The sequence below is a fragment of the Desulfatiglans parachlorophenolica genome, from assembly GCF_055394735.1.
The window spans coordinates 4,071,225-4,095,782 of record NZ_AP042460.1 but is presented as its reverse complement, the minus strand read 5'-3'; the positions used below and the strand labels follow the sequence as shown (position 1 = coordinate 4,095,782).

General features: G+C 56.5%; 24 protein-coding genes. 11 read left to right on the top strand and 13 right to left on the bottom strand.

Features of this window, described 5'->3' with window-relative positions; genetic code table 11:
* Window positions 1-23: 23 nt before the first annotated feature.
* Entirely contained in the window at window positions 24-1,631 is a 1,608-nt protein-coding gene (locus ACZ500_RS19085) for an MBL fold metallo-hydrolase RNA specificity domain-containing protein (protein ID WP_464229036.1), read from the top strand.
* 129 nt (window positions 1,632-1,760) lie between these two features.
* Here the strand turns inward: ACZ500_RS19085 and ACZ500_RS19080 are convergent, their stop codons facing one another.
* From ACZ500_RS19080 to ACZ500_RS19065, 4 genes are all read right to left on the bottom strand, one after another.
* Window positions 1,761-3,062 (bottom strand): TRAP transporter large permease, encoded by a 1,302-nt coding sequence (locus ACZ500_RS19080; RefSeq protein WP_464229035.1) that lies wholly within the window; start codon window positions 3,060-3,062, stop codon window positions 1,761-1,763.
* Window positions 3,059-3,544 (bottom strand): TRAP transporter small permease, encoded by a 486-nt coding sequence (locus ACZ500_RS19075; protein WP_464229034.1) that lies wholly within the window; start codon window positions 3,542-3,544, stop codon window positions 3,059-3,061. The genes ACZ500_RS19080 and ACZ500_RS19075 overlap by 4 nt, the downstream gene beginning before the upstream one ends.
* A 67-nt stretch (window positions 3,545-3,611) precedes the next feature.
* Window positions 3,612-4,619, bottom strand: coding sequence for a TRAP transporter substrate-binding protein (locus tag ACZ500_RS19070; protein ID WP_464229033.1), 1,008 nt, complete (start codon window positions 4,617-4,619; stop codon window positions 3,612-3,614).
* Entirely contained in the window at window positions 4,612-5,013 is a 402-nt protein-coding gene (locus ACZ500_RS19065) for a hypothetical protein (protein WP_464229032.1), read from the bottom strand. Before ACZ500_RS19065 ends, ACZ500_RS19070 begins: the two co-directional genes overlap by 8 nt.
* A 54-nt stretch (window positions 5,014-5,067) precedes the next feature.
* Here ACZ500_RS19065 and ACZ500_RS19060 point away from each other — a divergent pair, with 54 nt between their 5' ends.
* Window positions 5,068-6,561: an HD domain-containing phosphohydrolase gene (locus ACZ500_RS19060; RefSeq protein WP_464229031.1), complete on the top strand. Its 1,494-nt coding sequence runs from the start codon at window positions 5,068-5,070 to the stop codon at window positions 6,559-6,561.
* A gap of 115 nt (window positions 6,562-6,676) precedes the next feature.
* Here ACZ500_RS19060 and xrtH read toward each other — a convergent pair whose 3' ends face one another.
* Both xrtH and ACZ500_RS19050 read right to left on the bottom strand, forming a co-directional pair.
* Window positions 6,677-7,201: an exosortase H gene (gene xrtH / locus ACZ500_RS19055; protein ID WP_464229030.1), complete on the bottom strand. Its 525-nt coding sequence runs from the start codon at window positions 7,199-7,201 to the stop codon at window positions 6,677-6,679.
* A 63-nt stretch (window positions 7,202-7,264) separates the two neighbouring features.
* Window positions 7,265-7,987: a hypothetical protein gene (locus tag ACZ500_RS19050; RefSeq protein WP_464229029.1), complete on the bottom strand. Its 723-nt coding sequence runs from the start codon at window positions 7,985-7,987 to the stop codon at window positions 7,265-7,267.
* A 234-nt stretch (window positions 7,988-8,221) separates the two neighbouring features.
* On the opposite strand from ACZ500_RS19050, the gene ACZ500_RS19045 reads away from it, so the two are divergent.
* On the top strand, window positions 8,222-8,812 hold the full coding sequence (locus tag ACZ500_RS19045; protein WP_464229028.1) for a TetR/AcrR family transcriptional regulator: 591 nt from the start codon (window positions 8,222-8,224) through the stop codon (window positions 8,810-8,812).
* 13 nt (window positions 8,813-8,825) lie between these two features.
* Window positions 8,826-10,949 carry a SulP family inorganic anion transporter gene (locus ACZ500_RS19040; protein WP_464229027.1) on the top strand — a complete coding sequence of 708 codons (2,124 nt, stop codon included), beginning with the start codon at window positions 8,826-8,828 and terminating at the stop codon, window positions 10,947-10,949.
* Window positions 10,950-11,090: 141 nt separating this feature from the next.
* Here ACZ500_RS19040 and ACZ500_RS19035 read toward each other — a convergent pair whose 3' ends face one another.
* Window positions 11,091-11,222 carry a hypothetical protein gene (locus tag ACZ500_RS19035; protein WP_464229026.1) on the bottom strand — a complete coding sequence of 44 codons (132 nt, stop codon included), beginning with the start codon at window positions 11,220-11,222 and terminating at the stop codon, window positions 11,091-11,093.
* A gap of 59 nt (window positions 11,223-11,281) precedes the next feature.
* On the opposite strand from ACZ500_RS19035, the gene ACZ500_RS19030 reads away from it, so the two are divergent.
* From ACZ500_RS19030 to ACZ500_RS19010, 5 genes are all read left to right on the top strand, one after another.
* Window positions 11,282-12,520, top strand: coding sequence for a cytidylate kinase-like family protein (locus ACZ500_RS19030; protein ID WP_464229025.1), 1,239 nt, complete (start codon window positions 11,282-11,284; stop codon window positions 12,518-12,520).
* A 59-nt stretch (window positions 12,521-12,579) separates the two neighbouring features.
* Complete coding sequence (locus ACZ500_RS19025; protein ID WP_464229024.1) at window positions 12,580-14,343, top strand: sensor histidine kinase; 1,764 nt, start codon at window positions 12,580-12,582, stop codon at window positions 14,341-14,343.
* On the top strand, window positions 14,318-14,692 hold the full coding sequence (locus ACZ500_RS19020; protein WP_464229023.1) for a response regulator transcription factor: 375 nt from the start codon (window positions 14,318-14,320) through the stop codon (window positions 14,690-14,692). Before ACZ500_RS19025 ends, ACZ500_RS19020 begins: the two co-directional genes overlap by 26 nt.
* Window positions 14,689-15,351 (top strand): histidine kinase, encoded by a 663-nt coding sequence (locus ACZ500_RS19015; protein WP_464229022.1) that lies wholly within the window; start codon window positions 14,689-14,691, stop codon window positions 15,349-15,351. Before ACZ500_RS19020 ends, ACZ500_RS19015 begins: the two co-directional genes overlap by 4 nt.
* Window positions 15,352-15,475: 124 nt before the next feature.
* Window positions 15,476-15,904, top strand: coding sequence for a response regulator (locus tag ACZ500_RS19010; RefSeq protein ID WP_464229021.1), 429 nt, complete (start codon window positions 15,476-15,478; stop codon window positions 15,902-15,904).
* Window positions 15,905-15,976: 72 nt separating this feature from the next.
* On the opposite strand, the gene ACZ500_RS19005 is transcribed toward ACZ500_RS19010, so the two are convergent.
* The 6 genes from ACZ500_RS19005 to ACZ500_RS18980 all read right to left on the bottom strand — a co-directional run bounded on the left by ACZ500_RS19005 (window position 15,977) and on the right by ACZ500_RS18980 (window position 23,150).
* Entirely contained in the window at window positions 15,977-17,416 is a 1,440-nt protein-coding gene (locus ACZ500_RS19005) for a sigma-54-dependent transcriptional regulator (RefSeq protein ID WP_464229020.1), read from the bottom strand.
* Window positions 17,417-17,422: 6 nt separating this feature from the next.
* The gene (locus ACZ500_RS19000; RefSeq protein ID WP_464229019.1) at window positions 17,423-18,895 is read right to left on the bottom strand and encodes a sensor histidine kinase; all 1,473 of its coding nucleotides are present in this window, start codon (window positions 18,893-18,895) and stop codon (window positions 17,423-17,425) included.
* 9 nt (window positions 18,896-18,904) lie between these two features.
* On the bottom strand, window positions 18,905-20,326 hold the full coding sequence (locus tag ACZ500_RS18995; RefSeq protein WP_464229018.1) for a transferase: 1,422 nt from the start codon (window positions 20,324-20,326) through the stop codon (window positions 18,905-18,907).
* A gap of 87 nt (window positions 20,327-20,413) precedes the next feature.
* Complete coding sequence (locus tag ACZ500_RS18990) at window positions 20,414-21,889, bottom strand: SLC13 family permease (protein ID WP_464229017.1); 1,476 nt, start codon at window positions 21,887-21,889, stop codon at window positions 20,414-20,416.
* Between the two features lie 65 nt (window positions 21,890-21,954).
* Window positions 21,955-22,524 (bottom strand): CBS domain-containing protein, encoded by a 570-nt coding sequence (locus ACZ500_RS18985; RefSeq protein ID WP_464229016.1) that lies wholly within the window; start codon window positions 22,522-22,524, stop codon window positions 21,955-21,957.
* Between the two features lie 23 nt (window positions 22,525-22,547).
* Complete coding sequence (locus tag ACZ500_RS18980) at window positions 22,548-23,150, bottom strand: histidine phosphatase family protein (protein WP_464229015.1); 603 nt, start codon at window positions 23,148-23,150, stop codon at window positions 22,548-22,550.
* Between the two features lie 298 nt (window positions 23,151-23,448).
* On the opposite strand from ACZ500_RS18980, the gene ACZ500_RS18975 reads away from it, so the two are divergent.
* Both ACZ500_RS18975 and ACZ500_RS18970 read left to right on the top strand, forming a co-directional pair.
* Complete coding sequence (locus ACZ500_RS18975; RefSeq protein ID WP_464229014.1) at window positions 23,449-23,718, top strand: hypothetical protein; 270 nt, start codon at window positions 23,449-23,451, stop codon at window positions 23,716-23,718.
* A complete protein-coding gene (locus ACZ500_RS18970; protein WP_464229013.1) occupies window positions 23,715-24,551 on the top strand; it encodes a YIP1 family protein in 837 nt (278 codons plus the stop codon). The genes ACZ500_RS18975 and ACZ500_RS18970 overlap by 4 nt, the downstream gene beginning before the upstream one ends.
* Window positions 24,552-24,558 lie beyond the last annotated feature (7 nt).

The following is a 24,558-nucleotide window of genomic DNA, read 5'->3' as shown; positions in this document are numbered from 1 at the left end:
GCCTCCAGAGAAAGGAGCGGTATATGATCAGAATAACCTGTTTGGGCGGTGCAGGATCGGTCACCGGGTCCAATTATCTTGTCGAAACCGTCCAAGGGAAAAAATTCATGGTGGACTGTGGACTCTTCCAGGGCGGGAAGCAGATCGAACTCCGCAACTGGCAGCCTTGGCCCTTCGACCCGAAAGACCTCGACACCCTCTTTCTGACCCACGCCCATATCGATCACAGCGGCCGCATCCCAAAGCTGGTCAAAGACGGTTTTCAGGGCAAGATCATCACCTCTCCTCCCACTGCGGAGCTTTGCGAGATCATGCTCCTGGATTCAGCCCACATTCAGGAGATGGATGCCGAATGGCAGACCCGCAAGAACAAACGGCAATCCCAGGCTCCCATCGAACCCCTCTATACCCAGGCGGATGCCGAGGCAAGTCTCGAGCTTTTCGCTCCGATCGAGCGGGACCGGATGGTAGAAATCGAGCCCGGGGTGCGTGCGCGGCTCAGGAACGCAGGCCACATCCTCGGATCCTCGATCCTCGAGATCTGGGTGGAAGAAAACGGGCGAACCATCAAGATCGTGTTTTCCGGCGACCTGGGCAAAAAAGATCAGCTGATCGTCAAGGATCCCCATGAGATCTTCGATGCGGATTATCTATTCATCGAATCCACTTACGGAAACCGCCGCCACCGCTCCTTCGAAGAAAGCGAAGAAGAACTGCTGGAGGCCATCCGCTACAGCACCCGTCACAACGAAAAGATCATCATTCCCGCCTTTGCCGTCGAAAGGACACAGGAAATCCTCTATGTCCTAGGGCAGTTTCAGCGCGAGGGAAAGCTGCCGGATATCCCGATTTATCTGGACAGCCCCCTGGCCATCAAAGCCACTGAAATCTTTCGTAAAAACAAGAAATACTATGATGCCGAGGCGCTCGCCCTTGTCTCTGAAGGGTACGATCCATTCAACATGCCCAACCTTCATTTTACACAGCAGACAAAGGATTCGATCGCGATCAATGAAAAAGGCGGTTCGGCCATCGTCATCGCCGCAAACGGAATGTGCACCGCAGGGAGGATCAAGCATCACCTGAAACACAACCTCTGGCGGGAAGGCGCCAGTCTGGTGATCGTCGGCTACCAGGCCAAGGGAAGCACGGGGCGGAAAATCGTAGACGGCGCCAAACAGGTCAAGATCTTCAGGGAAAATGTCGCCGTGCGGGCCCGAATCTTCACGATCGGCGGGTTTTCGGCCCATGCCGACCAGGGTGATCTGCTCGAATGGGCCGGCCACTTCGAAAGCAATCCCCGCGTATTTGTCGTCCATGGTGAGGCAGAGGCCGCGGAGACCCTGGCTCAAAAGATCAGGGAGCAGCTGCATTTTCCGGTTCATGTTCCGAAATGGAAAGAGCGCCTGATCCTCAAAGCGGTGGAAGCCACTTATGAAGAACCCGCCGTAGAGGAGGCGCTTCCGGATGTGGCCTCCCAGACCCTGAACATGGTGATCAATCTCGAAAACGAACTCAAGGATGTGAAAAAGCGGCTCAAGGCCAGAGAGCTGGAGGGAAAGATCGGCGAGGAAGACCTCGAGAGGCTGGAGTATATCCAGGAAGAGCTGCGGTACTTACTGAACGTCTGAGCCTTCCGGGAACGTCCGGATGGATTCAAGATCCCCTCCCGGGTGGGGATCAGCGACGCAGCCAGTGAAGGAAAAACCATTGCAGGATAAAAATCGGAAAAGGGCCTGATGCCCTGTGGGAATGCTCTCTCAGCGCATCAGGCTCGGCAGGAAAAGAGCGATTTGGGGAAACAGGATCAGCAGGATGTTGCAAATCAGGAGCGCCGCCAGCATCGGGAGCACCCCCTTGAAGATCGTTTCGAGCGGCACGTCCTTGGCGACCCCATAGACGACGTACACATTCACCCCGACCGGCGGTGTAATCACACCCATCTCCGTCACCAGCACGATGATCACACCGAACCACACGGGATCGAACCCGAGGCTCTGGGCCACTGGGAAAAAGATGGGAATCGTGAGCATCACCATGGCCAGTGAATCCATGAAGCAGCCCCCCATGAGATAGACCAGGATGATCACCAGCATGACGGCGTAGCGAGGCAGCGGCAGGGCTCCGACCCAATTGGCCAGGTCGTAGGGGAGTCTCGTGATAGCCATGAAGTGCCCGAAAATGACGGCCCCCATGACGATCACCATCACCATGCAACTGATGCGCGTGGTGTCGGAGAGGGACCGGACAAAACCCTCCCAGGTCAACTGGCCTCTCAGGATGGAAATCGCCAGGGTCAGGAAAGCCCCTATCGCCGCCGCCTCCGTCGGCGTGAAGATCCCCCAGAAGATCCCGCCCATGACCAGCGCAAAGATCAACAACGTCTCGCCTACCCCGGCAAAGGAGTGCAGCTTTTCCTTGAAGGTGCTTTTCGGGCCTGGCGGCGCAAGCTCAGGGTGAAAGCGCACCCGGAGCATGATCACCAGCATGAACAGAAGGCACAGGAGAATCCCCGGCAGGATGCCTGCCGCAAAAAGCTTCCCGATCGACTGCTCGGTCATGATCCCGTAAACGATGAAGATCACGCTCGGGGGAATCAAAATTCCGAGGCTGCCGGCCGCTGCGACCGTCCCTGTGGCGAGGCCGAGATCGTAGTGATAGCGTTTCATCTCCGGCAAGGTTACGGTGGCCATAGTGGCCGCAGTCGCGTTGGTCGACCCCGAGATCGCGGAAAACCCGGCACACGCACCGACCGTCGCCATGGCCAAACCCCCGGGCCGATGCCCCAGGACGACATAGGCCGAATCATAGAGCCTGCGGCTGATACCCGCATGAAAGGCGAGCTGCCCCATGAACACGAAAAGCGGAATCACCGTCAGGCTGTAAGAAGAAAAGATGTCCCAGACATCCCGCGCCAAGAGGGTCAGGCCCGCTTGAAAATTCACGACATAGCTGAACCCGAGCAAACCGAGGAAGCCCATCACGAACCCGACGGGCATGCGGGAAAAAAGCAGCACAACCAGAAGGCAGAGGCCGATGATTCCGATGGTCGTGAGGCTCATGCAGCGAAAACCTTTTTGATCTGCCGGGCCAGATCCCCCAGAAGCACCGGACAGACGGCCCCGGCGGCGAAGGCGATGCCGTAGACAAAGGGGTGGAACGGGAGCTGAAGCGTCAAGGAAACCTCCCCGGAACGGCGTAATTGATCAGCGTAAGACCAGGATTGCCAGCTGATCAGGATAAAGAACATCAGACTGAAGAAAACGGTGACGGAAGCAATGATCCCCTGTGCCCTCCTGGGCAAAAGTCTGACCAGCACGCTCACGGCCACATGCCCTTTTTCCACAGAGGTGTGGGCCATGGCGAAAGCCACCCCGAGAGCGCCAAGGTAGCAAACCAACTCATAGGTCCCCGGAATAGGCATCCGAAAATAGCGCAGAACCACGTCTGAGCACGTCAAAAGCATCATGAACACAATGGCCGCCCCGGCAATCCAGAAAAGCCCGCGGGCGGCCACTCTACCGGCCTTTTCAAACCATTCCATCAGCAGTTCCAGACACGTTGCATCGTTTCAAACGGAAACAGGGACTTCCGGGAAAAAACACATCAGTTCAGGGTTGATATTTGTTCAGAATACCTTGGATCCGGTCTACGTGTGTCTGACCATCGGGGGTCGTCCTGATGTAATCCTCAATGACCGGCTTGACAGCCACACGCCATTCAGCGCTTTCTTCAGCCGAAAGCGGGAGAATCTTGTTCCCGAGGCCCAACGTATATTCACGACCTTCCCGATCGGCGTCGTCCCAGGCGCGTCCATGAACATCGACCCACTCCCGGCTGGTTGCATCCATGATCTTCTTGATATCGTCGGGAAGCGCATTCCATTTCTGCAGATTCATGACAACGAACATGGCGGTGGTGTATCCGACATTGAAACACTCGGTCGTGTACTGGACCACCTCGCCCTGTTTCCATCCTTTCAGCACCTCTATCGGGCCGAAGGTGCCCTCAACCACCCCTTTCTGAAGGGCTTCGTAGGTCCCACCCTGCGGCATAGCCACGGGGACAGCCCCCAGGGCCTCGACGATCTTGGCGCTAAGGCCTGTTGCACGAATCTTCATCCCCCTGAGGTCCTTCAAGGTCTGAACCGGCTTCCTGGTATGAAGAAGGCCCGGCCCATGCGCATGCACGTAAAGGACCTTGACGTCTTTGAGCTCCTCGGGCCTGGCCGCCATCGCAAAGCTGTCCGCAACCCGGCTCGCCACCAACCCATTGAGATACCCCAGCGGAAGATCGACCACCGCCATCGCAGGAAACCGTCCCCGCGTGTAAGCAAAGCAGGAATTCCCCAGATCCGATATGCCGTTGACCACCCCATCGTAGACCTGAGAGGCGCCTGTCAGGGTTCCCCCCGGGAAACAGGTGATCTCGACGCGGTGGTCAGTCCGCTTTTCGATCTCCTTCGCAAAATCCATGGCCACCTTCGCTTGCGCATGCGTCGGCGGGAAAAAGATGCTGAAGGTCCATTTCTCAGCCGCCTCCTCCGCGCCGACTCCCACCACCATGACACCGATCAGACCAAGCAAACAGAGAAACAACTGGATCAACCGTTTAACCATCGTCAGACCTCCTGCTGAATTCTTTACCCGAGATTCCGGGAACAGCCATACCGGCGCTGTCGGCCCTTCTCAGGGGATGCACTCCTTCGCCGGAAAGCTGCAAAAATCTATAACCGTTTCCATATCTCACAACGAGCGGCAAAACAAGAAAAATGCAACCCGGCCCGACCCGCTTCATGTAAAGACGCCCCTGGGCAATACGGTTTTTCCAGCCATTCCGGCACAAGGCTTTATTTGCCATCGCTTTTTTGATATGAAGGATCCGTGTTACCATTCGGAGATAGTCGTCCAACACAATGAAGTCTTCATTGAGGAATCCGTCCTGAACACCCAATGATCGAACCTCTAGAATCGACACCGGGCGCGGCCGGGTCTTGCCGCCGCTTCCAGACAAAAGACCGGGCCCGGCTGTGATCGGGAAAGCCGTATAAGCCGCAAAGGGGGAATCTTGGACACAGCTCTAAAAGGTCGTATCAGGATCCTGGGTGTCGACGACGAGGAGGTCATTGTCGACCTGTACAGGCAAATCCTTCGATTTAACGGGCATTCGAATGCCTACATGCAGGCCATTCCTTATGCTTTCGAGACGAACACCTGCCGGCAGGGTGACCAGGCGGTAGAGCATGTCCGAACCTCCCTGCTGGAGGATGACCCTTATGCCCTGATTTTCCTCGACATCAACATGCCGCCTGGTCCGGATGGTATCTGGACGGCTCAGATGATCCGAGAGATGGATCCCGAGGCCAACATCGTGCTCGTTACCGGATACAGCGGCATCGATCTCAAAGACATCTCCCGCAAAATTATGCCGCCCGATAAATTGATCTACCTTCAGAAGCCATTTCATCCTCAGGAGATTCTTCAGCTTGCCGCCGCCCTTGGAGGAAAATGGCTGGCAGAACTCCAATACCGCCGAATCCAGGATGATCTCGAAGCCCAGGTAAAGCGCCGTACCGCGGCCCTGACGCAAAGCAACCTCCAACTCCAGGAAGAAGTCAAAACACGCACCAGAACGGAAGAGGCACTCCGCGCCAGCGAAGCCAATTTTCGAAACATCATCTCGAGCAACGCCGATGCGATTGTCATCCTTTCTCCCGCCTGCAAGGTCCTTTATGTCAATCCTGCTGGCCTATCCCTTTTCGGCAAGGCAGAAGCAGATTTCAAGATGCCTTTTTGCCTGCCCCCGAAGGTGGGTGGAGAACCTGTCGAAATGGAGGTAGCACACGACGGTGCGGTTCGTATCGCCGAGGTGCGGTTTGTGGAGACCAAATGGGAAGGAAACACCGCCTTTCTGGCCTCCCTGAGAGACGTCACACAGCGCAAGCAAATGGAAAGAGAGCTTGAAAACAATCTCCTGCAGCTTCAGACCACTATAAGAGGCACCATTCAAGCGATGGCCTCAGCTGTCGAAAAACGCGATCCATACACGGCCGGGCACCAGCAGCGCGTCGCAGATCTCTCCAAGGCTATCGCTGAAGCCCTGAATCTCCCCGAGGAACAGATCCAAGGCCTTTATCTCGCCGCCCTTATCCATGACGTCGGCAAGATCTCGATCCCGGCCGAAATCCTGACTAAACCCGGCGGGTTGACGGAGCTTGAGATGATGCTCATCCAGACCCATTCACAGAGCGGGTATGAAATTCTCAAGGAAATCCCTTTCCCTTGGCCGATAGCGGAGATCGTCCTGCAACATCATGAAAAGATCGATGGTTCGGGGTACCCTAAGGGTCTTGCCGGACACCAGATCCTGATGGAGGCCAAAATCCTCAGTGTAGCCGACGTCGTCGAGGCGATGGCGTCGCACCGTCCTTACCGCCCTGCCGTCGGTATTACCGCAGCGTTGGAGGAGATAGAAAAGAAAAAAGGGATCCACTTCGACGAGGAGGCTGTGGACGCCTGCCTTTCATTGTTCGCCCGGAACGCATTTCAGCTTCAGGCATGAGACGGGCTTCGTGCGATCCCGGGGTCCCCTCCGAAGCCCGTCTATGGTCTGCACCCCTCGCGTTTCGGCACATCCATGCACCGGAAAGATGCTGTTCTGCTCTCAGGATGCAGATCTAAGCGGGCTTCTCGGCGGCGTAGTTCAGCCAGACCAGAAAGAGCACCAGAGCAACCGCGATCATGATGCCCTGAGCCACATAGATATGGAGATATTCAAAATATTCTTTTAAATACACCCCGCTCAGACCCAATCCCGCAATCCTCAATACATTTAGAATTTGGAGGACGAAAAAACCGCCGATGATGCCCACGAGCTTTTTCCTTGCCCGCGTCGGAAAAGCGAGGATTGCGACCGTATAGATCAGAAAGGCCTCCAGCCCGTTGCATCCGAAGCGCACATCCATCGGGAGTCCTTTCACGTTGATGACGGAACCGCTGATCCCCTGAACAATGTTGAAGGGTTTGAGGATCAATGCAGTGAGATAGATGATCATTTCGGTGTAAACACCGTTGATGTCCAGAATCTTCTTGACGGGTTCAAGGCCGATCAGCAGCAAAAAAAAACCCATGAGAAGCACATAGGTCAAAATGAATTTCCATATCCGGATATCCTTTTTCACTTCGAGTTTCTCTTCGGCCATCGATTCTCTCCGTACAAAGCCTTTTCACGTTTTTCAGACGACAAGGCCTGAAGCGATGCCTCTTCAAGCCGGGTCCTGATCCGTGAGAGGGAACGGCAAACGCCTGGAAACCATTCGGCCCAGCACCGCCGACAAAAGGAGCGTTCCCCAAGCCAACACGAGGCCGATCGAAAAAGCCAGCCCGATAAAACCCAGGTGTCCGGCATCCAGACCGTCCGATCGCCACTGCATCTGCCCCAGAAGCAGAAAAAGGTCGTCGCTGACGAGGGCTCTATAAATAGCCTGCGGACCTTTCCACAACTGAAAAAGCGACAGTGAACCCAGTTCGTAAAAGTCGCCGCCAAGGCTGATCAGTGGCGCAAAGGTGCAGGGCAACCACGCCCCGAAAAGGAGGTAACACCTGAATCGGGCGGCGGTCTCGAGCACGGCGTATCCGGGAATCGTCAGAAGATAGGGGAAAAAAACCGTGATCCCGTAAATCCAATCTGAGCCATGCGTATCGAATCCGCTCAACCGTCCGGCATATTCGCCTCCAGGAACGACGAAATCAAAGCATCGAGCCAAGAAATTCCCGCCATACAGCCATGCAATTTCCAACCGGTGAACATCTCCGCCGGCCACAGCGCACCCGACTGCATGGAGAAGTTCATGAATCGGAACATAGACCCACCACCCAGCTACGAGACCTACAAGGAGGGCTGCCACCCTCCCCCAACCAGCCTGTGCGAGAAGCGCGAAATAGAGATCTTTGAACCGCAGCAGCGGATACAGCAAAACATTCCTCATTCGGCTCACCCGGCGTAACTCGGGGCCATCGCTCCTGGACCGCGTGAAACGTTCCCAACCCGGCAAGAAAATAACCCATGCCGAATAAGGTGTCAATCTTCCTCCTTTCGGGCCAAAACAACCAGCCCGCCGAAAAATTGCTGAAGCAAGCAAATTTTTATTGACGTCCGCTGGCATTTCAATTATGGTCCGAAACCGAGTGAGTACTCAGTATAAATTTTGAGAAGAGGATCTATGCCCAAGAAACGGGACGCCATTTTACACACCGCTTCAAAACTATTTTCAGAGCAAGGTTTCAAGGAAACATCCGTGGCGGATATCGCGCGAGCGACTGGTGTCGCCGAAGGAACGATCTTCTACCATTTCAAGAGCAAGGAAGATTTGTTCCTGGCGATCCTGAAAGAGGTCAAGGAGGACATCCTGCGGGAGTTTGCCGCCTACCGAAAAGAGAGCGAGCCTCAATCCGGGCTTCAGACGATGGAGCAGGCCATTTCTTTCTATCTATATCTGGCAGCAAGAATGGATGACCGGTTCCTCCTTCTCCACAGACACTATCCCTACAAGCTCGCCGAGGTGAATCCGGTCTGCCGCGGCTATCTCGAAGATATCTTCAATTGTCTACTGGACATCTTCGAGCAGGCCGTCGAACTGGGGCAGAAAGACGGAAGCATCGCCCCCATGCCGGCCCGCAAGAACGCCCTGATCGTTTTAACCATGGTGGACGGGTTGGTCCGCTTCCGGGATTACAATCTCTACGATGCGGCGGCCCTCCATAGCGAACTGCTCTCAGCAGTTCGACGAATGCTTCGTAACACATCTTTTTAAGGCAGGTGAGGCCATGTTGCGTAGAATTTTTCCCTTCATCGTGTGGTTCAAAGAATACAACTGGAACAGCTTTCGCCTCGACGCAATTTCAGGGTTGACCGTAGCGCTCGTGCTAATCCCTCAGTCCATGGCATATGCCCAACTGGCGGGGCTGCCAGCCTATTACGGTCTATACGCGTCCTTCCTTCCGCCCATGATAGCCGCCCTTTTCGGCTCCAGCCGGCAACTCGCCACAGGCCCCGTGGCCGTGGTCTCTCTGATGACCGCCGCATCCCTCGAACCGCTGGCAACCGCAGGGAGCCCGGGTTACATCGCCTATGCAGTGCTCCTGGCGCTCATGGTGGGAGCCTTCCAGTTCTCGCTGGGGGTGTTGAAACTCGGTCTGGTGGTGAATTTTCTCTCGCATCCGGTCGTGAACGGTTTTACGAACGCAGCGGCAATCATCATCGCCTCTTCACAATTGTCCAAGATGTTCGGCGTCTCTGTGGACAGCGCCGCCCACCATTATGAAACGATCATCGCCGTCATCGAGGCCGCGCTGCATTACACCCATTGGCCGACCTTCATCATGGGCGCTTTTGCGTTCGCCATCATGTATACCCTGAAGCGGATTTCGCCCAAGATCCCGAACGTTCTGGTCGCCGTCGCGGTTACGACCGTCATTTCCTGGGCGACGGGATTTCAGCACGATGCCACAGTCCCGATAAACGCCATCGAAAATCCTGATGCCCAGGCGCTGATCGGGCGGTTTAACCGGACAGTCGAAGCCATCCCGCCTATTGCGGAAAAACGTGCCCAGGCGTACAAAGCCCTCGAGGAGGTGCAGCAAAGCCATGACATGGTCAGCATCCTCGAACGCGAACACGCCGTGAATATCCTGAGCATCGAAATGGCTCAACTCAAGAAGGAATCGCAGGACTACCGGGAGCAGCTCCGGTCCATGCTCTTTGCCGGCATCCGGGAAAACGGCGGGGTTCGCTTTTTCCTCCCCGATCAGATGCCAGCAAACGCAGAGAGCGACGGACGAACCTGGCGCATTCGAGTCGGCAACAAACCGCTGGACGAGCACAATCTTCCCATGATGGGAGGAGGCGCGGTCGTCGGCGGCATCCCGGCCGGGCTCCCGGCTTTCCGCATCCCGACACTCGACTGGAAGGTCCTCCTCCATCTCCTCCCCTATGCCGCGATCATCTCGCTCCTAGGATTCATGGAGGCCATCTCCATTGCAAAGGCCATGGCGGCCAAGACCGGGCAGCGCCTGGACCCCAACCAGGAACTGATCGGCCAGGGCCTCGCCAATGTACTCGGTGCCATGAGCCGGAGCTATCCCACCTCCGGTTCATTCTCTCGCTCGGCGGTCAATCTGCAATCCGGGGCACAGACCGGCCTGTCCAGTGTCTTCACCAGTCTGGCAGTGGTGATCGTGTTGCTTTTTTTCACCCCTCTCCTCTATCATCTCCCTCAATCCGTTCTGGCGGCGGTCATCATGATGGCGGTGATCGGACTTATCAACGCAACCGGCTTCATTCACGCCTGGGAAGCCCAATGGTACGACGGGCTGATCTCGATCATCTCGTTTGTCTGCACCCTGGCCTTCGCTCCTCACCTCGACCGGGGCATCATGGTCGGGGTGGTCCTTTCCCTGCTGGTCTTTCTTTATAAAAGCATGCGCCCCAAGGTCGCCGCCCTTTCCCGGCACGAAGACCAATCCCTGCGCGACTGCCTGACCTTCGGCCTGAAGGAGTGCAAATATATGACCCTGATCCGGTTCGACGGACCGCTCTTCTTCGCCAATGCCAGCTATCTGGAAGACAAGATCATGGAGAGGATGCGCGAAATGGAACACCTCAAACACATCGTCATCGTCTCCAACGGCATCAATGACATCGACGCCTCCGGGGAAGAGACCCTCTCTCTGCTCGTCGACCGGGTGAGAAGCGCAGGGGTCGATATCTCACTAAGCGGGGTCAACGAGTCCGTCATGAAGGTCCTGAAGCGGACCCATTTTCTCGAAAAGATCGGAGAGGATCATCTGTTCCCGACCATGGAAAGGGCGATCCAGGAAAACTATACCCACGCTCACCGCGACGGCCAGGAGGAAGCTTGTCCCCTCCTGACGGTGTGCCGCCTGAGATAAAGGCACTTTTTTGTTGCCTTTCGACAACAAACATGTTCTCAAAATCAGGTTGTCTCGGGGATGTATGTTCGTGAGATGATGTTTTCGAACGACCAGGCTTCCAATCCGGTAGCAAGGGTTTTGTCCCCAGGCTTCGCCAGGTCAGTCCCATCCCTGCGGGATGGATCCGAACCTGTCAAACCGAAGGAAACCGATCGTTTGCATGGAGGCAACCCGGCGCTCACCCCGGGAGCAATCGTGCAGATTGATGCCGGCATCGGCCTTAGAGTCCATTTCCGGATGTAAACATCGTAAGTATTGCCATCACTTCTCCACGAATGGGGGGTCATATCATGTCCATCATCACTGTTTTCAACGGTACCTTCTGCAATGAAGCCGGTGTGCTGCAGCGCCTGATCGAGGCAACCGGGGCGGAGCAAATCACGGATGCCGATGTGGTCGCAAGTGCGAGCCGAATCTCGGGCCTGGATGAAGAAAAACTATCCAAGGCCTTCAGCCCCAAGACATCCATCTTCAACAAATTCACCCATGAAAAGGAACGGTCCATCGCCTATCTCCGGCTGGCCCTGGCACAGGTGCTCGAACGTGACAATCTGCTGATCCACGGTTTTTCGAGCCTGCTGGTCGGCCCGGATATCACCCACGCCTTGAGGGTCTGCCTCATCGCCGATATGCGGTTCCGCCTGGACAATGTCGCCAAAACGGAAGGGCTTCACGAAAAAGAAGCGGTCCGCCTGATCCACCGTCAGGACGAGGAGCGCGCCATCTGGGTGGACACCCTTTTCGGCAAAAAGGATCCGTGGGACGCCTCCCTCTATGACATCGTCCTCCCCATGGACAAGATCGGCGTCGATCAGACGGTCAGCCTCGTTCAGGAAAATCTCGCCAAGGATGTGGTGAAAACCACTTCCCTCTCCCGGAAGGCCGTCGGGGATTTCCGGCTCGCGGCAGAGGTCGAAGTGGCGCTTGCCAAGGAGGGGCACAACATTGCGGTCAGAGCGGAAGAGGGCCGCATCATCCTCACCATCAACAAACATACCCTGCTCCTGAGCCGCCTCGAAGAGGAACTCGGGTCCATCGCGGAGCGGGTACCCGGAGTCAAATCCGTCGAAACCAAGGTCGGAGAGGGCTTCTATCAGGCGGATATCTACCGCAAATACGACTTTCAGGTCCCGGCAAAGGTCCTCCTTGTAGATGACGAACGGGAATTCGTTCAGACACTGTCCGAGCGTCTGCTGATGCGCGACATGGGCTCGGCCATAGCGTATGACGGCGAATCGGCGCTCACGCTGGTCGAAGAGGAGGAGCCCGAGGTCATGATCCTCGATCTGAAAATGCCCGGCATAGACGGCATCGAAGTCCTGCGGCGCGTCAAGGAAACACAGCCCGAAATCGAGGTGATCATCCTGACAGGCCACGGTTCCGAAGCCGACCGGAAGGTCTGCATGGATCTCGGCGCCTTTGCCTATCTGCAAAAACCGGTGGATATCGAACTGCTGAGTGACACCCTCAAACACGCCAACGAGAAGATCCAGAAACGCAAGGCGCAGAGCGGCACCCAGGACAGCTGAGCCTGAAATTTCCAGATCGCACGAGAAAGGGCACGATTGCCCCGCGGAAGTATACCCTTATGCCAGCGCCCATATCGATCAAACCCAAATTCTGGGACCACCGGGACATAGCCGCCGGCCCCTACAAACACCTGTTCAATTTCAGGCGCATCTGGAAGCTTACCGTTTTACTGACGGCCGGCGTAACCATTATCCCGCTCGTTTTCATGGCCTTCATCGATTACAAGGTCACCCAGAAGGCTATGGAGGCCGAGATCCAGTTTCGGACCTCCAGGCTGGTCTCCAATACCCGCCGCGCCATCTCATTCTTTCTGGCTGAACGAGGAGCCGCCCTCGAGTTCGTCGTTCAGGACAATTCTTTCGAGGCCCTTCACGACCCCGTGCGCCTCGCGGAGTTGCTGAAACACCTGAAGGAGGCCTTCGGCGGTTTTACCGATCTCGGTGTCGTCGACGCGCTCGGCGGCCAGCGGACCTATGTGGGACCTTACGAGTTGGAAGGAGTCGATTACTCTCATGAGGCGTGGTACCAACAGGTCGTTGAGCGCGGGATGCATGTCAGCGACGTCTTCCTGGGTTTTCGGCAGGTGCCCCATCTGATTATCGCCGTCAAGCACTCCCTCCCGAACGGTTCTTTCTTTGTGCTCAGAGCTTCTATCGACACCCAGGAATTCAACAGCCTGCTCTTCGATATGGAGGTCGGCGGACAGGGTGATATTTTTCTCATCAACCATCAGGGTATCCTGCAGACGCCTTCGCGTTTCTATGGAGATGTACTTCAAAAAATTCCCTCACCCACGCCTGAATTTTCAGACAAGACAACCGTGGTCCAGTTCAAGGCTCCCAGTGGAAATCCGCTTGTCGCCGGCTATGCCTATATCACGGACACCCCGTTCATCCTGATGATCTGCAAACACAAGCGTGAACTGATCGAGTCGTGGACGCGAGCCAACATGCAGTTACTCGGGTTTCTGGTCATCAGCATCCTCATTATACTTCTGGTTATCCTCGGGGTTTCGACCTATTTGGTCGAACAGCTTTTTACAGCTGATCAGCGCCGCGTCGCCACCCTTCATCAGGTCGAATACGCGAACAAAATGGCCTCGATCGGGCGGCTGGCAGCCGGGGTGGCACACGAAATCAACAATCCGCTCGCCATCATCAACGAAAAGGCAGGTCTCATCAAAGACCTCTTCGCCTTCGATCAGCGGTATGCCCAGGACCAAAAACTCCTCGGGCTGCTGGATGGCATCTTGAGATCCGTCGCCCGGTGCGCCACCATTACCCGTCGCCTGCTGAATTTCGCCCGCCACATGGATGACAGCCAGATCGTGCCTCTCCATCTGCAGGAGACGATCCAGGAGGTCCTCGGTTTTCTCGGAAAAGAAACCGAGTACCGTTCCATCAAGGTTTCCTTACAAGTCCCCGACGAGCTGCCTGAACTCCAGATGGACCGGAGCAGACTGCAGCAGATCCTTTTGAATCTCATCAACAACTCGTTCGCCGCCATGCCCGACGGCGGCCATTTGTCGATTGGCGCTACCCTTGCGGACGAAAAACGTGTTAGAGTGACTGTAGCCGACGACGGCTGCGGCATCCCGGAAGGGGATCTCAAGCGGGTATTCGAACCCTTTTTCTCCACCAAAACCAAACAGGGGGGGACCGGACTCGGGTTATCCATCACCTACGGTCTCGTTCAGGAGTTGGGAGGTCACATTGACGTAGAAAGCCAATTGGGCAAAGGCACCGTTTTTACCATCACGTTACCCCTAACCCAAAAACGGAAGGGAGGAGAGGCGAATGCGGGTGCTGCTTGTGGACGATGAGGAGGAACTGGTCTCCACGCTGGCTGAAAGGCTGAATATGCGGGGGATAGACGCTGATTGGGCCACTAAGGTCGATGACGCTATTTTGCGCGTGGAAACGTCCCCATACGATATTGCGGTTTTGGATATCAAGCTGCCCAAGATGAGCGGGCTGCAGTTGAAAAAGAAGCTGGAGGCCATACGCCCGCAGATGAAATTCATCTTTATGACCGGGCACGGCTCAGAGGCGGATTTCCGTACAGGCACCGCCGAGGCGGGCGAGTCCTTTTATCTTGTAAAACCCGTCGGGATCGAACTCCTGGTCGAAAAGATGCAGGAAGTGACACATTTGGAGGAAAAGCGGCCATGAACCGATGCGACACCATGGCTCGGACAGGGCTGACGTTCTTCGGCACCATTTCAGCGTCCATATCTCATGAACTCAAGAACGCCCTGGCCATCATCAATGAATCCGCCGGCCTGATCGAAGATTTCACCGTGATGGTCCAAAAAGGCCTCCCCCTGGATCCGGAGCGCCTGAAAACCGTTGCTGTGCGCATTCAGAAACAGATCCATCGCGCAGACGGCATTGTAAAGAACATGAACCGCTTTGCCCATAGCGTGGATGAGCCTTCCAAAGAAATCGATCCTGAAGAAACCCTTGATTTTATGTCTGTATTGGCTCACCGGCTTGCCGAAAGACAGGGGGTCGCTCTGGAGGCGGTCAAGGCGCAAACCGGTGTGAAGATCGTCACCGACCCATTCAGGCTCCAGAATCTGCTTTGGCACTGCATCCGTTTTCTCCTGCCTTTCGCCGGAGCCGGAAAACACATCATCATGGCGGTGGAGGATGGTGCGGAGAAAATCCGCATCCAGTTCAGCGGCGCGGAAGGCTTTGCGGAACGGATCCCCGTGGATTTTCCCGGCGAGGAGGACAAACCCCTGCTCGAAGCCCTCGGAGCTCGGTTGATAGCGGAAAACGGGAGCGAAAGGCTCATCGTTATTCTGCCTAAACGGCTACAGCCCTGACACCGTGGAATGGGGAAACGTAAGATCCGATCTTTCTTGCCAAAACCTGTGCAGACAGCTCTTTACGATCCGGCCGTGAACGAAGGCATGCAACTGGAACATTTAAAGACCGAGGAGGCAACCCATGGCGGAAAAAGTTTTACTCGTGGACGATGAGGAGGATTTTCTTGACAGCCTGGCCGAGCGGATGCGGGCGCGGGGCATGAACGTGGAGACCAGTCTTTCAGCGAAAGAAGCCCTCAAGAAAGCCGAAGCCGAATCCTTCGATGCGATCGTTCTGGACCTCATGATGCCCGAGATGGACGGGCTGGAGGTCCTGAAAGCCCTCAAGGAAAAAAGACCCGAACTGCAGATCATCCTGTTGACAGGGCACGCAACCGTCGAAAAGGGAATCGAGGCCATGAAACTGGGCGCCACCGATTTTCTCGAGAAACCGGCGGATCTCAAGTCTCTTACCGAAAAAATCCAGAAAGCCCAGGCCAAAAAGATGATCCTCGTCGAAAAGCAAACCGAGGAAAAGATCAAGAAGATCATGAGTGAGCGTGCATGGTAAATCCACGCGTGGCCATGCACGAGGCGAAGGAGTGACTACGACTACCGCAGGGCGAGGGCGGTTCCTGAATTATCAGGAAATTTCCTTGACGGACGTCTCGAATTTCAAATGATACTTCTCGATCTTGGAATGGAGGGTCGGGCGGGATAAGCCGAGCAGTCTGGCCGCCCGGGACCGGTTGCCCCCTGTTACTCGCAGGGCTTCGCTGATCAACATGCTCGCAAAACGGTCCACACAGGCCTCGAAGAGATTGTCACTGCCCCCGGCTGTCAGCGCGTTCACGATCCATTGCTGGATCCCTTCATCCCCGGCGAAAGCGCCCCCGCCCTCAACGTTGCCCTGTCCGCTGATGGCCTGGCTGATGTCCTCCGGCGAGATAGGGGCGCCTCGGTTGAAGATGAGCGTTTTCTGGATGCAATTCCCCAACTCACGCACATTGCCCGGCCAGGGGTATTGCCTGAGGGACTGCACTGCCTCCGCCGTTATGCCGGGGTTGTCAACTCCCATCTCGCGGGAATATCGCGAAAGAAAATACCGCGTCAACAGCTCGATGTCGTCCCGTCGTTCCCTCAAAGGGGGGAGCCAGAGCGTTACGACCTTCAACCGATAATAGAGGTCCTCACGAAAACGGCCTTCGGCCAAGGCCTTTTCGAGGTTCCGGTTGGTCGCCGCCAGGATCCTCACATCGACCGATATCGTATCACGCCCCCCGAGTCGCTCGATGCTCTTTTCCTGAAGAAGCCGCAGGATCTTGGCCTGGATGCTCGACGGCATGTCACCGATCTCATCGAGGAAGACCGTCCCACCGTTGGCCTGCTCGATCTTCCCGACGCGGCGGTGCGAGGCACCGGTGAAGGCCCCGCGCTCATACCCGAACAGCTCGCTCTCCAGGAGATTTTCCGGGATAGCTACGCAGTTGATCACCAGGAAAGGCTTGTCGTTCCGCAAACTGTGCTGATAAATGGCACGCGCAACCAACTCCTTTCCCGTGCCCGATTCCCCCCGGATAAGCACCGTCGCATCGGTTGAAGACACCCGTCCGATTGCCTTGTACACGTCCTGCATCGGCTTGCTTCGACCGATGATCGCCTCCCGGTAGCCTTGCTGCCCTCCAGGCACAGCATCCATTTCCACCGGGGAGCGCATGAAGCGCCCGGCCTCCAGGGCCTCTTCGATGACCACCAGCATGTCCGGGATATCGAACGGCTTGAGAATGTAGTCGAATGCCCCGAGTTTGGTCGCCTCGATCGCTGTTTCGGTGGTTCCGTAAGCCGTCATGATGATGACGGGAAGCTTCGGTTCGATTGCGTGAATGGCCTCGAAGGTTTCGAGCCCGTTCATACCCGGCAGGCGCATGTCCAGAACCACCAGGTCCGGACTTTCCGCCTCGACCAGCCTGAGTCCCGCCTCCCCCGAGGCGGCGCACCGGATGTCGTACCCCTCCGCCGAAAGCAGCTTTTCGAAGCTTTTGCGCAGCTGATCGTCATCGTCGATAATCAAAATCGTACTCAAGACACCTTACTCCCGGATAGGCAGCGTAATGGTGAATGCACTCCCCTCCCCCTCAGTCGAAGACAGATCGATGCGCCCTCCGTGCTCCTCCACAATGCGTGCGGCGATGCTGAGGCCCAATCCTGTCCCCTCCTCCTTCGTCGTGTAAAAAGGTTGAAAAACCTTGGCCTGGACGGCCTCGGACATGCCCGGACCGTCATCTGTCAGCCGGATACGCACCACCCGCCCAAGCCGATCGTCAAAGGCCGTCACCTCGTAGATGTCGATCAGCCCTCCCCCCTGCATCGCTTCGCAGGCATTGACGATCAGGTTGACAAAGACCTCTTTCAGCTGCTCTGGATCCAGGGGAATCCTGGGCAGCACCTCGTGCCGATGGAGCCTGACCGCAACGTTATAGGATTCCAGGCGGTGCCGCATCAACTGGACCGCCAGATCCACCACCTCCGAAGGACTCGCCTCCTGGATCTTCAGTTTCGGCGGCCGCGAGAATTCCAGAAAATTCTGAAGGATGGTATCGATATGGCGGATCTCCTGCGAGATTACGTCCAAATCCTCTTTCTGTGTCGGAGTGAGATCGAGGGACCGGTTCAGGGAAAAAAGGCGCATTTTGACCGATGTCAAGGGATTGCGGATGCTGTGGGCGGTCCCTGCGGCGAGTTTTCCCACCAGAGCCATCTTTTCCGCCTGCAGGAGGGTTTCGCGGCTTTTGCGCAGTTCCGTATGGGTCTGGTCGATATCTTCCATCAACCCGTAAACGCGGCGGCTCAAGGCCTTGACCTCGTTCTTGGACTCAGGGAGGTTGGATTCCCCCGAGGTCAACCGCGCAAGCCGCTGCAGAGGCGACAGGATGTGGTTGATCAGCATGAGACCGAACACAAGGCCGAGAACGACGACGATCACCATGGCCGTGCCCGCTACGGTCCTCAAACGCCGCGCCTGCACGAGGCTCTCCTGCTTTACCTCCTGAATCTTCTGGGCATGGATGGCCTTGTAGCTTTCACACAACTCGAGAATCTTGAAAAAGACCTGCCGGACATCGTCATGAAGCTGTGCACCCCTCTCACGCTCACCCGCCTGGTAACATTCGATCACGACATCTTTCGCGCTTACGTAATGTCCGTATTCTTCTGCGATTCGGGCTATCGCCTGTCGTTCCTCATCGGTAGAGGTGTGAATTTCAGCCTGCGCCAATCGCCCTTTGAATATCTGCCGGTATTCTCCCAGCTGTTTGAGCCAGTCGGGATTGCCGTCCAGGAAATAGTAGGAAACGAAGCCTTTCTGATTGACAAGGGCGGATTCCAGATTTTCGGCCACCTGAAACGCGGCCATGTGCCGTTCGATGACGTCGCTGGTCAGGTGCTCCATCTGGTAGGTGTACCAGATCATGACCACGCCGCCGAGAAGGGTGATCGAGACCAGCGCCCCCAGGATCGAATAGATCCGAACCCGCAGGCTGATCTGATTCCAGAAATCCATCATGACGCAGATTCAGGGCCGGATATCGATGCTTGGATAGAGCCCCTTGAATCTTCCCTTCGGGTAGGGCTGAATCATGTTGAAGGAGATGTCCTGGTCCTTCTGTGCATGACCCCGGTTGCTTCGGCCGTCGAAATAGGCACCGTTCGCCTCGAGGATGTGCTCGATCCGATGGCGGAACGCCTCGACGAAGAAAGCCCCGTCTCCTTCGAACCGCATCCGCCCGAGGTCATAACGGCCCTCGAGCCTGGCCCAATCGTCGAGGTCGAGGCAGTGAGCCTTCAGGTCCTCCCGGTTCCGGATCAACCCCCATATCAGGTGGTTCGGCGGGATCTCGAGCGGTTCCTGGATATCGATGATAGTATGGGGCATCACCACGGAGCCCCCGCCGATGGTCAGGGGCGCATCCTCCATGCCCCTCAGAAAGGAATTGAACCCCACGAAGACCTTCTTCCCCAAGCGGGTCCGGACCAGTTTCCCGCCATGAGCGGTGACATTTTCCCCCTCGAGGCGGGAGTGGACGATGCAGCAGTTTTCCTGGGCGTTGGCCCCTTTTCCAAGCCAGGCATCCTCCAGGTAGGCCCGCTGCGCTACGAGGACATTTGCACCGATATGGGTATCCCCCTTGACGACGGCGTACCGGCTGAGCGACGTCCCGGCTGGAATCGGAACCGGCGCCTTGAGGTGAACCACGTCGAAGATCCGCTGAAATTCCGTCTTGCGCTCCTCCATAAAATCCATCAGGATCCCCTGCGGGGTCATCCCGGGTTCCATATGGATGTAGGCCTTCAGAGAATCCGCGTCGAAGTGGTAATTGAAGCGGAAACGATCCCCCGCCTCGATGCGGATCTCGCCGGCGGGAACCCATTCATGCGACATCTCCCCCACCTGCACATAGGCAAAGGCCCCTAGGACGCAATCGTGAAGCGTGGTCAGATCGACCGTGCTGAAAGGCCCCAGAAAGCATCCTTCCACGGTGGAGCCGTGGATATTCGCATAGTGGGTGGACGCCGTGTTGCAGATCAGAAATTCTTCCAGATTTTCAGGATCATGGGAATAGTTATGCACCAGGGTTTTGATCAAATAGCTGTCTTTGATATGGATCACTTCGTCGTCATGGAGCGGGATCTCCAAGCCGCCGTACCGAAACACATCCCCTTTGCATTTGAGTTCATCGCCCCGGATATCGCTCTTGTAGAGCACGGAATGATCGACGAAGCACTTCCCCAGAAAATAGCTCCCTCCCAGACTCGATCCGTGAAACCGGAAATGCAGCGGATGGTGAGGCGTCAAGGCATAGAAGGCATAGAACCGTCCGAACTGCTTGAGCGGCACGATGCTGCGCAGATATGGGCCGCTATCGAAAGCCGGTTCTCTCAGATTGATGTCGATACGGTTGATAACCCGCTCGATCAATTTCTCCAGCTCTTTCATTCCCGTCTCCACTCAGCTTTCATACCGTCATCCAGTCCTGGCCTTCATGTTACAACCTTCTCCAATGCGGCCCTTTTCCCGGCCCCTTTACTGGATCGTCACCGGCATGCCCATGATTGGCCATAAAACGGCAACCGCGAACGCTACCACCACCATCAGAAGGATGCTGGCCGGTATGCCCATCAGGAAGAACTCCCCCGGTGTAAACTGCCTGGAATCATAAGCAATTGCGTTCGGTGCAGCCCCTACGAGCAGGAGGAACGGCATCCCGGCCGTCACCAGGGCGGCAAAGAGGATGACATCCGCAGCCACCCCCAAATAGGGTGCAATGACAAAGGCCACCGGCAGCGAGATGGCGATGGCCGCCACGTTCATGATGAAATTCGTCATGACCATGACGAAGAAGGCGATGCTCATCACGAAAACAAACCAATTGGCTTCTTTGAACATGGCCAGCCAGTTCACGGCCAGCCACTTGGCCGCCTCGGTCTCCCAGAGGCAGAACCCGATGCTCATCGCCCCGGCGAAGAGCAGGATGATGTTCCAGGGGATCTCCTCCAGGTCGCTCAGGGTCAGGATATTGAAGATGAAGAAGAGGATGGTGGAGATCAGGATCAGGGCCGTCTTGTCAATCGGTTCCAGCGCTGGAATGAAGGAGCGCAGCGACATCGTCACGATGCAGCCGAGCACGATGGCCGCCGCCAGGATCTCCTTCCCCGTGATCCGCCCCAACTCGCTGTTCAGCTGCCGGGCCTTCTGACGCAGCCCCGGGATCACTTTCTTTTCCGGTTTGAAAAAAACCAGAAAAAGCCCCCACAGCAGAATGGTCATCAGCCAGCCGACCGGAAACATGTAATAGGTCAATTCGAAAAAGGAGATATTCCGCCCGACGATGTCGTTGAAAAAGCCGAGCGCCACGGCGCCACGCGCCGCCCCAAGCAGGGTGACGATGCTGCCGGCACCGGCCACGTAGGCCATGCCCATGAAAAGGCCCTTGCCGAATTTCGTGGGTTTATCCCCCTCGCCATACAGGTTGTAGATCGCCAGAAGGAGGGGATAAATGGTCGCCGCCACCGCCGTATGGGCCATGATATGGGTCAAGGCGGCCGTGACCAGAAAGCACCCGAGATAGATCATGCTGGTCTTTTCGCCGACGATGTCGAGCATCTTGTAGGCGAGCCGTTTTGTCAGGCCGGTCTTGGTAAAAACCAGCCCGATGACAATGGAGGCAAAAATAAAGAGGACCGACGGGTCCATGAAATCCTTGAAGGCCACCTTGGCAGGCCGGATCAGAAAAAGGGCCTGCAGCACGCCGATGGCGAGGCTCGTCACCCCGATCGGCACCACCTCGAAGACCCACCACGTCCCGGCCAGGAGAAAAACCGCCAGAGCTCCTTTCCCTTCTTTGCTCAGAACGAAGTGTTTGCCTTGGGGGTCAATGGCATCGGGCCACGGCGGCGAATAGTACACCAGCGCAAAAAGAAACACCCCGGCAAACAGAAAAATCAGCCTGCGCCAATTGATCCTGCCTTTATCGACGGCATCACCATAATCACCTGACATAGGGGATAACCTCCCGTTACGTTAGTCACCGATCCACCCTCAAAAGCCGACGGGGGCTCCTCCCCTCATTCGGCACCACCCGGTATTTCACAGGCCTTGATGGCCTCGCAAACCTCCAAGAAGACGTCCGACAAGCGCAGAACACCGACAATCGCGGCATCCGCCAGTACCAGGAGGGATTGATGACTCCCCATGATCAGCTGATGGATAGCCTCGTCCAGCGTTGCCTCCGCCTTCACATACTCCCCTTCCGTCGGTTTGTACATAATGCCCTTGACCCGGATCCGGGAGGCCTTGGCGCAGATATCCGTCAGCGGTTTGTCCCACAGGGACAACTGCTCCATCATGGCCTTCAGGTGGATCTTGGTCAGGCCGAACCGAGCGAAAGAGTCCTTTTCCTTCACCTCCTTATATTTCGGCTCAAGCCCCCGGAGGACGTCCAATTGGCTGACCTTGCCAACGATCTTTCCCTCCGCGTCCTTGATCAGCACCGCCCGGTGGCGGTATCGGGTCTGATCGAAGGCCTTCTGAGCGCTTTCAAGCGCCATCACCGCTTCGTATAAAGTAGCCTCCTCCGAGACGGTGGCATACTCTTTCAAAGGGACCATCAAATCTTTGACCAGGATCGTCTTCATCGCTCTTCTCCCGATAATGCGTTTTATCCATTGACAAGGCGTACCAGGGTCCCGTCATCGAAATAATCGATGATGTTCAGGCAGCCATAGTCCTGCTGCATTGAATACATGGAGGCCAGCGGCAGCCCCAGCGCATCGCACAGGATCACGCGGTTCACGCCGCCATGCCCCACCAGCACCCAGTCACCCGGACCCTGACCCAGAAGGCGCTGTTTGAAGCATGTCAAAATCCTTTCAGCGAAACCGGCCAGGGATTCCCCTCCACCCGGTGCAGAAAAATTCAGCAGGTCGGCCTGGCGCTTCGCCAACTGCTCCGGAAAACGCAGGCGAACCTCCTCCAGGGTGAGGCCTTCCCACTTGCCGAAACGCATTTCGCGCAGGTCAGGGACCAATTCCACCGGGGCGTCGTGGTAGCGCGCAATCAGGCGGGCACCGGTAGCCGTGCGGTCGAGATCGCTGGAAAAAATGGCCTTGATATCCAGAAACCGGAGCCGCTCTGAAAGGGAGTGCATCTGCAGGACACCGATCTCGGTCAGACCCACCTCCGTCTGGCCGTGGATACGGCAGTGCTCATGTCCGTTTATCTGGCCATGCCGCAGGAGATATAAACGGTTGCGTCGCGCCATAGCAGGCGATCATAGTGAGCATCATTTTTTATGTCAAATAAATTTGGGCTTTATGTAACGTCTTGGATATTGTATATACCTACGATTAAAGGGTCTCCGATCGGAAGCGTACTTCCGGGCCGGCTTCGGCCTCCATCTGCGCCTTCGCTTGAAGGTGACCGCAGGTCGCCTCTCTGGATGAGCTTGATTTCCTTGATCTTGCCCAACAACCCTCGTTTCCGGCTTGGCGATCCGCCGCCGCGGGAGAATCATCGCCGGATCGCCGCGCAATGTTTTTGTCATGAGGAGAGCCGTTCGGTTGAAGTCAGAGAAGGATTGTTTCGGGATATTGGAAAAGGTGTTTCCCTTGGGCGAGGGCGGATTGAGGGAGATCACGGCCGCCTGTTTCGAATGCCCGGAAAAAACGGCCTGCCTCAGGGCCGCCCTGGACAGCAGGGAAGGGCTCTCCCTCAGAGCCAGAATGCTCGACCGCTCCCCCGCCGAGGGTGTCTGGGACCGCCTCAAGCGATGGTCCTACAGAAAAGAACTGAGCAGGCGCTTCCGAGCCAAGGAAGGGAACAATCGATGACGATCCAACTCACCTGCCCTTATTGCCGGTTCTCGAAGGAGCTGCCCGAAAGCGCCATCCCTGCCACCGCCAAGCGGGCCGTATGCCCCCAATGCGGCCAGCAGTTTCTTTTTTCACGGACCGAAGCGGAGGAAACTCCGAGTGAACCCGTTTCGCCAGCGCCGGAGACCTTTCCGGCCCAAGCGCCAGACGAGGCCGAGGCACCATCCGAATCGGCTGTCCCTTGGGAAAGGAAAGACGGCCCCGGCTTCTGGCCATCCTTTTTTCAGACCATCAGCGGTGTCCTCTTTTGCGGCAAGTCCTTCTTCAGTCCGGATTTTCACCCTGCGGGAAAGGGGCTCCGCGACCCGCTCGCCTTTGGGGTCCTCACCGGGGTCCTCGGCAGCATGGCGGCCTTCTTCTGGCAAACCTTGCTGATGCTGGCCGGCGTCTCATCCCTGGGTGGTCTGTTTATCGGTCAATTGACTTACGGGCTGATTTTTGTCATCCTGGTGCTTGTCATCCCTGTGATCGTTTTCCTGGGGCTGTTCATCTACGGAGCGATCCTCCATCTGCTGATGAAGATCACCGGTGCCGGCAAACGCCGTTTCGAAGCAACCTTTCGAGTGGTCGCCTACTCCCAGTCCGCCCAATTGCTGGCATTCGTCCCGTTCGTAGGCGGCTGGATCGCCTGGATATGGCAGCTCGTCGTGCAGATCGTGGGCCTGCGCACCATTCACGAAACAACCTATGGCCGTGTCATCCTGGGCTTTTTGATCCCTGTCATGCTCTGCATCATTGTCGGCGTCGTCACCGTTCTTCTCGTCCCGCTTGTTTTTCTGCGACTTGCCTGAAGGTTAT

Excerpts from the sequence above, each read along its gene's own strand:
- ACZ500_RS19085 (WP_464229036.1), top strand. The coding sequence starts at position 24 with ATGATCAGAATAACCTGTTTGGGCGGTGCAGGATCGGTCACCGGGTCC.
- ACZ500_RS19080 (WP_464229035.1), bottom strand. The coding sequence starts at position 3,062 with ATGAGCCTCACGACCATCGGAATCATCGGCCTCTGCCTTCTGGTTGTG.
- ACZ500_RS19075 (WP_464229034.1), bottom strand. The coding sequence starts at position 3,544 with ATGGAATGGTTTGAAAAGGCCGGTAGAGTGGCCGCCCGCGGGCTTTTC.
- ACZ500_RS19070 (WP_464229033.1), bottom strand. The coding sequence starts at position 4,619 with ATGGTTAAACGGTTGATCCAGTTGTTTCTCTGTTTGCTTGGTCTGATC.
- xrtH (WP_464229030.1), bottom strand. The coding sequence starts at position 7,201 with ATGGCCGAAGAGAAACTCGAAGTGAAAAAGGATATCCGGATATGGAAA.
- ACZ500_RS19050 (WP_464229029.1), bottom strand. The coding sequence starts at position 7,987 with ATGAGGAATGTTTTGCTGTATCCGCTGCTGCGGTTCAAAGATCTCTAT.
- ACZ500_RS19045 (WP_464229028.1), top strand. The coding sequence starts at position 8,222 with ATGCCCAAGAAACGGGACGCCATTTTACACACCGCTTCAAAACTATTT.
- ACZ500_RS19040 (WP_464229027.1), top strand. The coding sequence starts at position 8,826 with ATGTTGCGTAGAATTTTTCCCTTCATCGTGTGGTTCAAAGAATACAAC.
- ACZ500_RS19035 (WP_464229026.1), bottom strand. The coding sequence starts at position 11,222 with ATGGACTCTAAGGCCGATGCCGGCATCAATCTGCACGATTGCTCCCGG.
- ACZ500_RS19030 (WP_464229025.1), top strand. The coding sequence starts at position 11,282 with ATGTCCATCATCACTGTTTTCAACGGTACCTTCTGCAATGAAGCCGGT.
- ACZ500_RS19025 (WP_464229024.1), top strand. The coding sequence starts at position 12,580 with ATGCCAGCGCCCATATCGATCAAACCCAAATTCTGGGACCACCGGGAC.
- ACZ500_RS19020 (WP_464229023.1), top strand. The coding sequence starts at position 14,318 with ATGCGGGTGCTGCTTGTGGACGATGAGGAGGAACTGGTCTCCACGCTG.
- ACZ500_RS19015 (WP_464229022.1), top strand. The coding sequence starts at position 14,689 with ATGAACCGATGCGACACCATGGCTCGGACAGGGCTGACGTTCTTCGGC.
- ACZ500_RS19010 (WP_464229021.1), top strand. The coding sequence starts at position 15,476 with ATGGCGGAAAAAGTTTTACTCGTGGACGATGAGGAGGATTTTCTTGAC.
- ACZ500_RS19000 (WP_464229019.1), bottom strand. The coding sequence starts at position 18,895 with ATGATGGATTTCTGGAATCAGATCAGCCTGCGGGTTCGGATCTATTCG.
- ACZ500_RS18995 (WP_464229018.1), bottom strand. The coding sequence starts at position 20,326 with ATGAAAGAGCTGGAGAAATTGATCGAGCGGGTTATCAACCGTATCGAC.
- ACZ500_RS18990 (WP_464229017.1), bottom strand. The coding sequence starts at position 21,889 with ATGTCAGGTGATTATGGTGATGCCGTCGATAAAGGCAGGATCAATTGG.
- ACZ500_RS18985 (WP_464229016.1), bottom strand. The coding sequence starts at position 22,524 with ATGAAGACGATCCTGGTCAAAGATTTGATGGTCCCTTTGAAAGAGTAT.
- ACZ500_RS18980 (WP_464229015.1), bottom strand. The coding sequence starts at position 23,150 with ATGGCGCGACGCAACCGTTTATATCTCCTGCGGCATGGCCAGATAAAC.
- ACZ500_RS18970 (WP_464229013.1), top strand. The coding sequence starts at position 23,715 with ATGACGATCCAACTCACCTGCCCTTATTGCCGGTTCTCGAAGGAGCTG.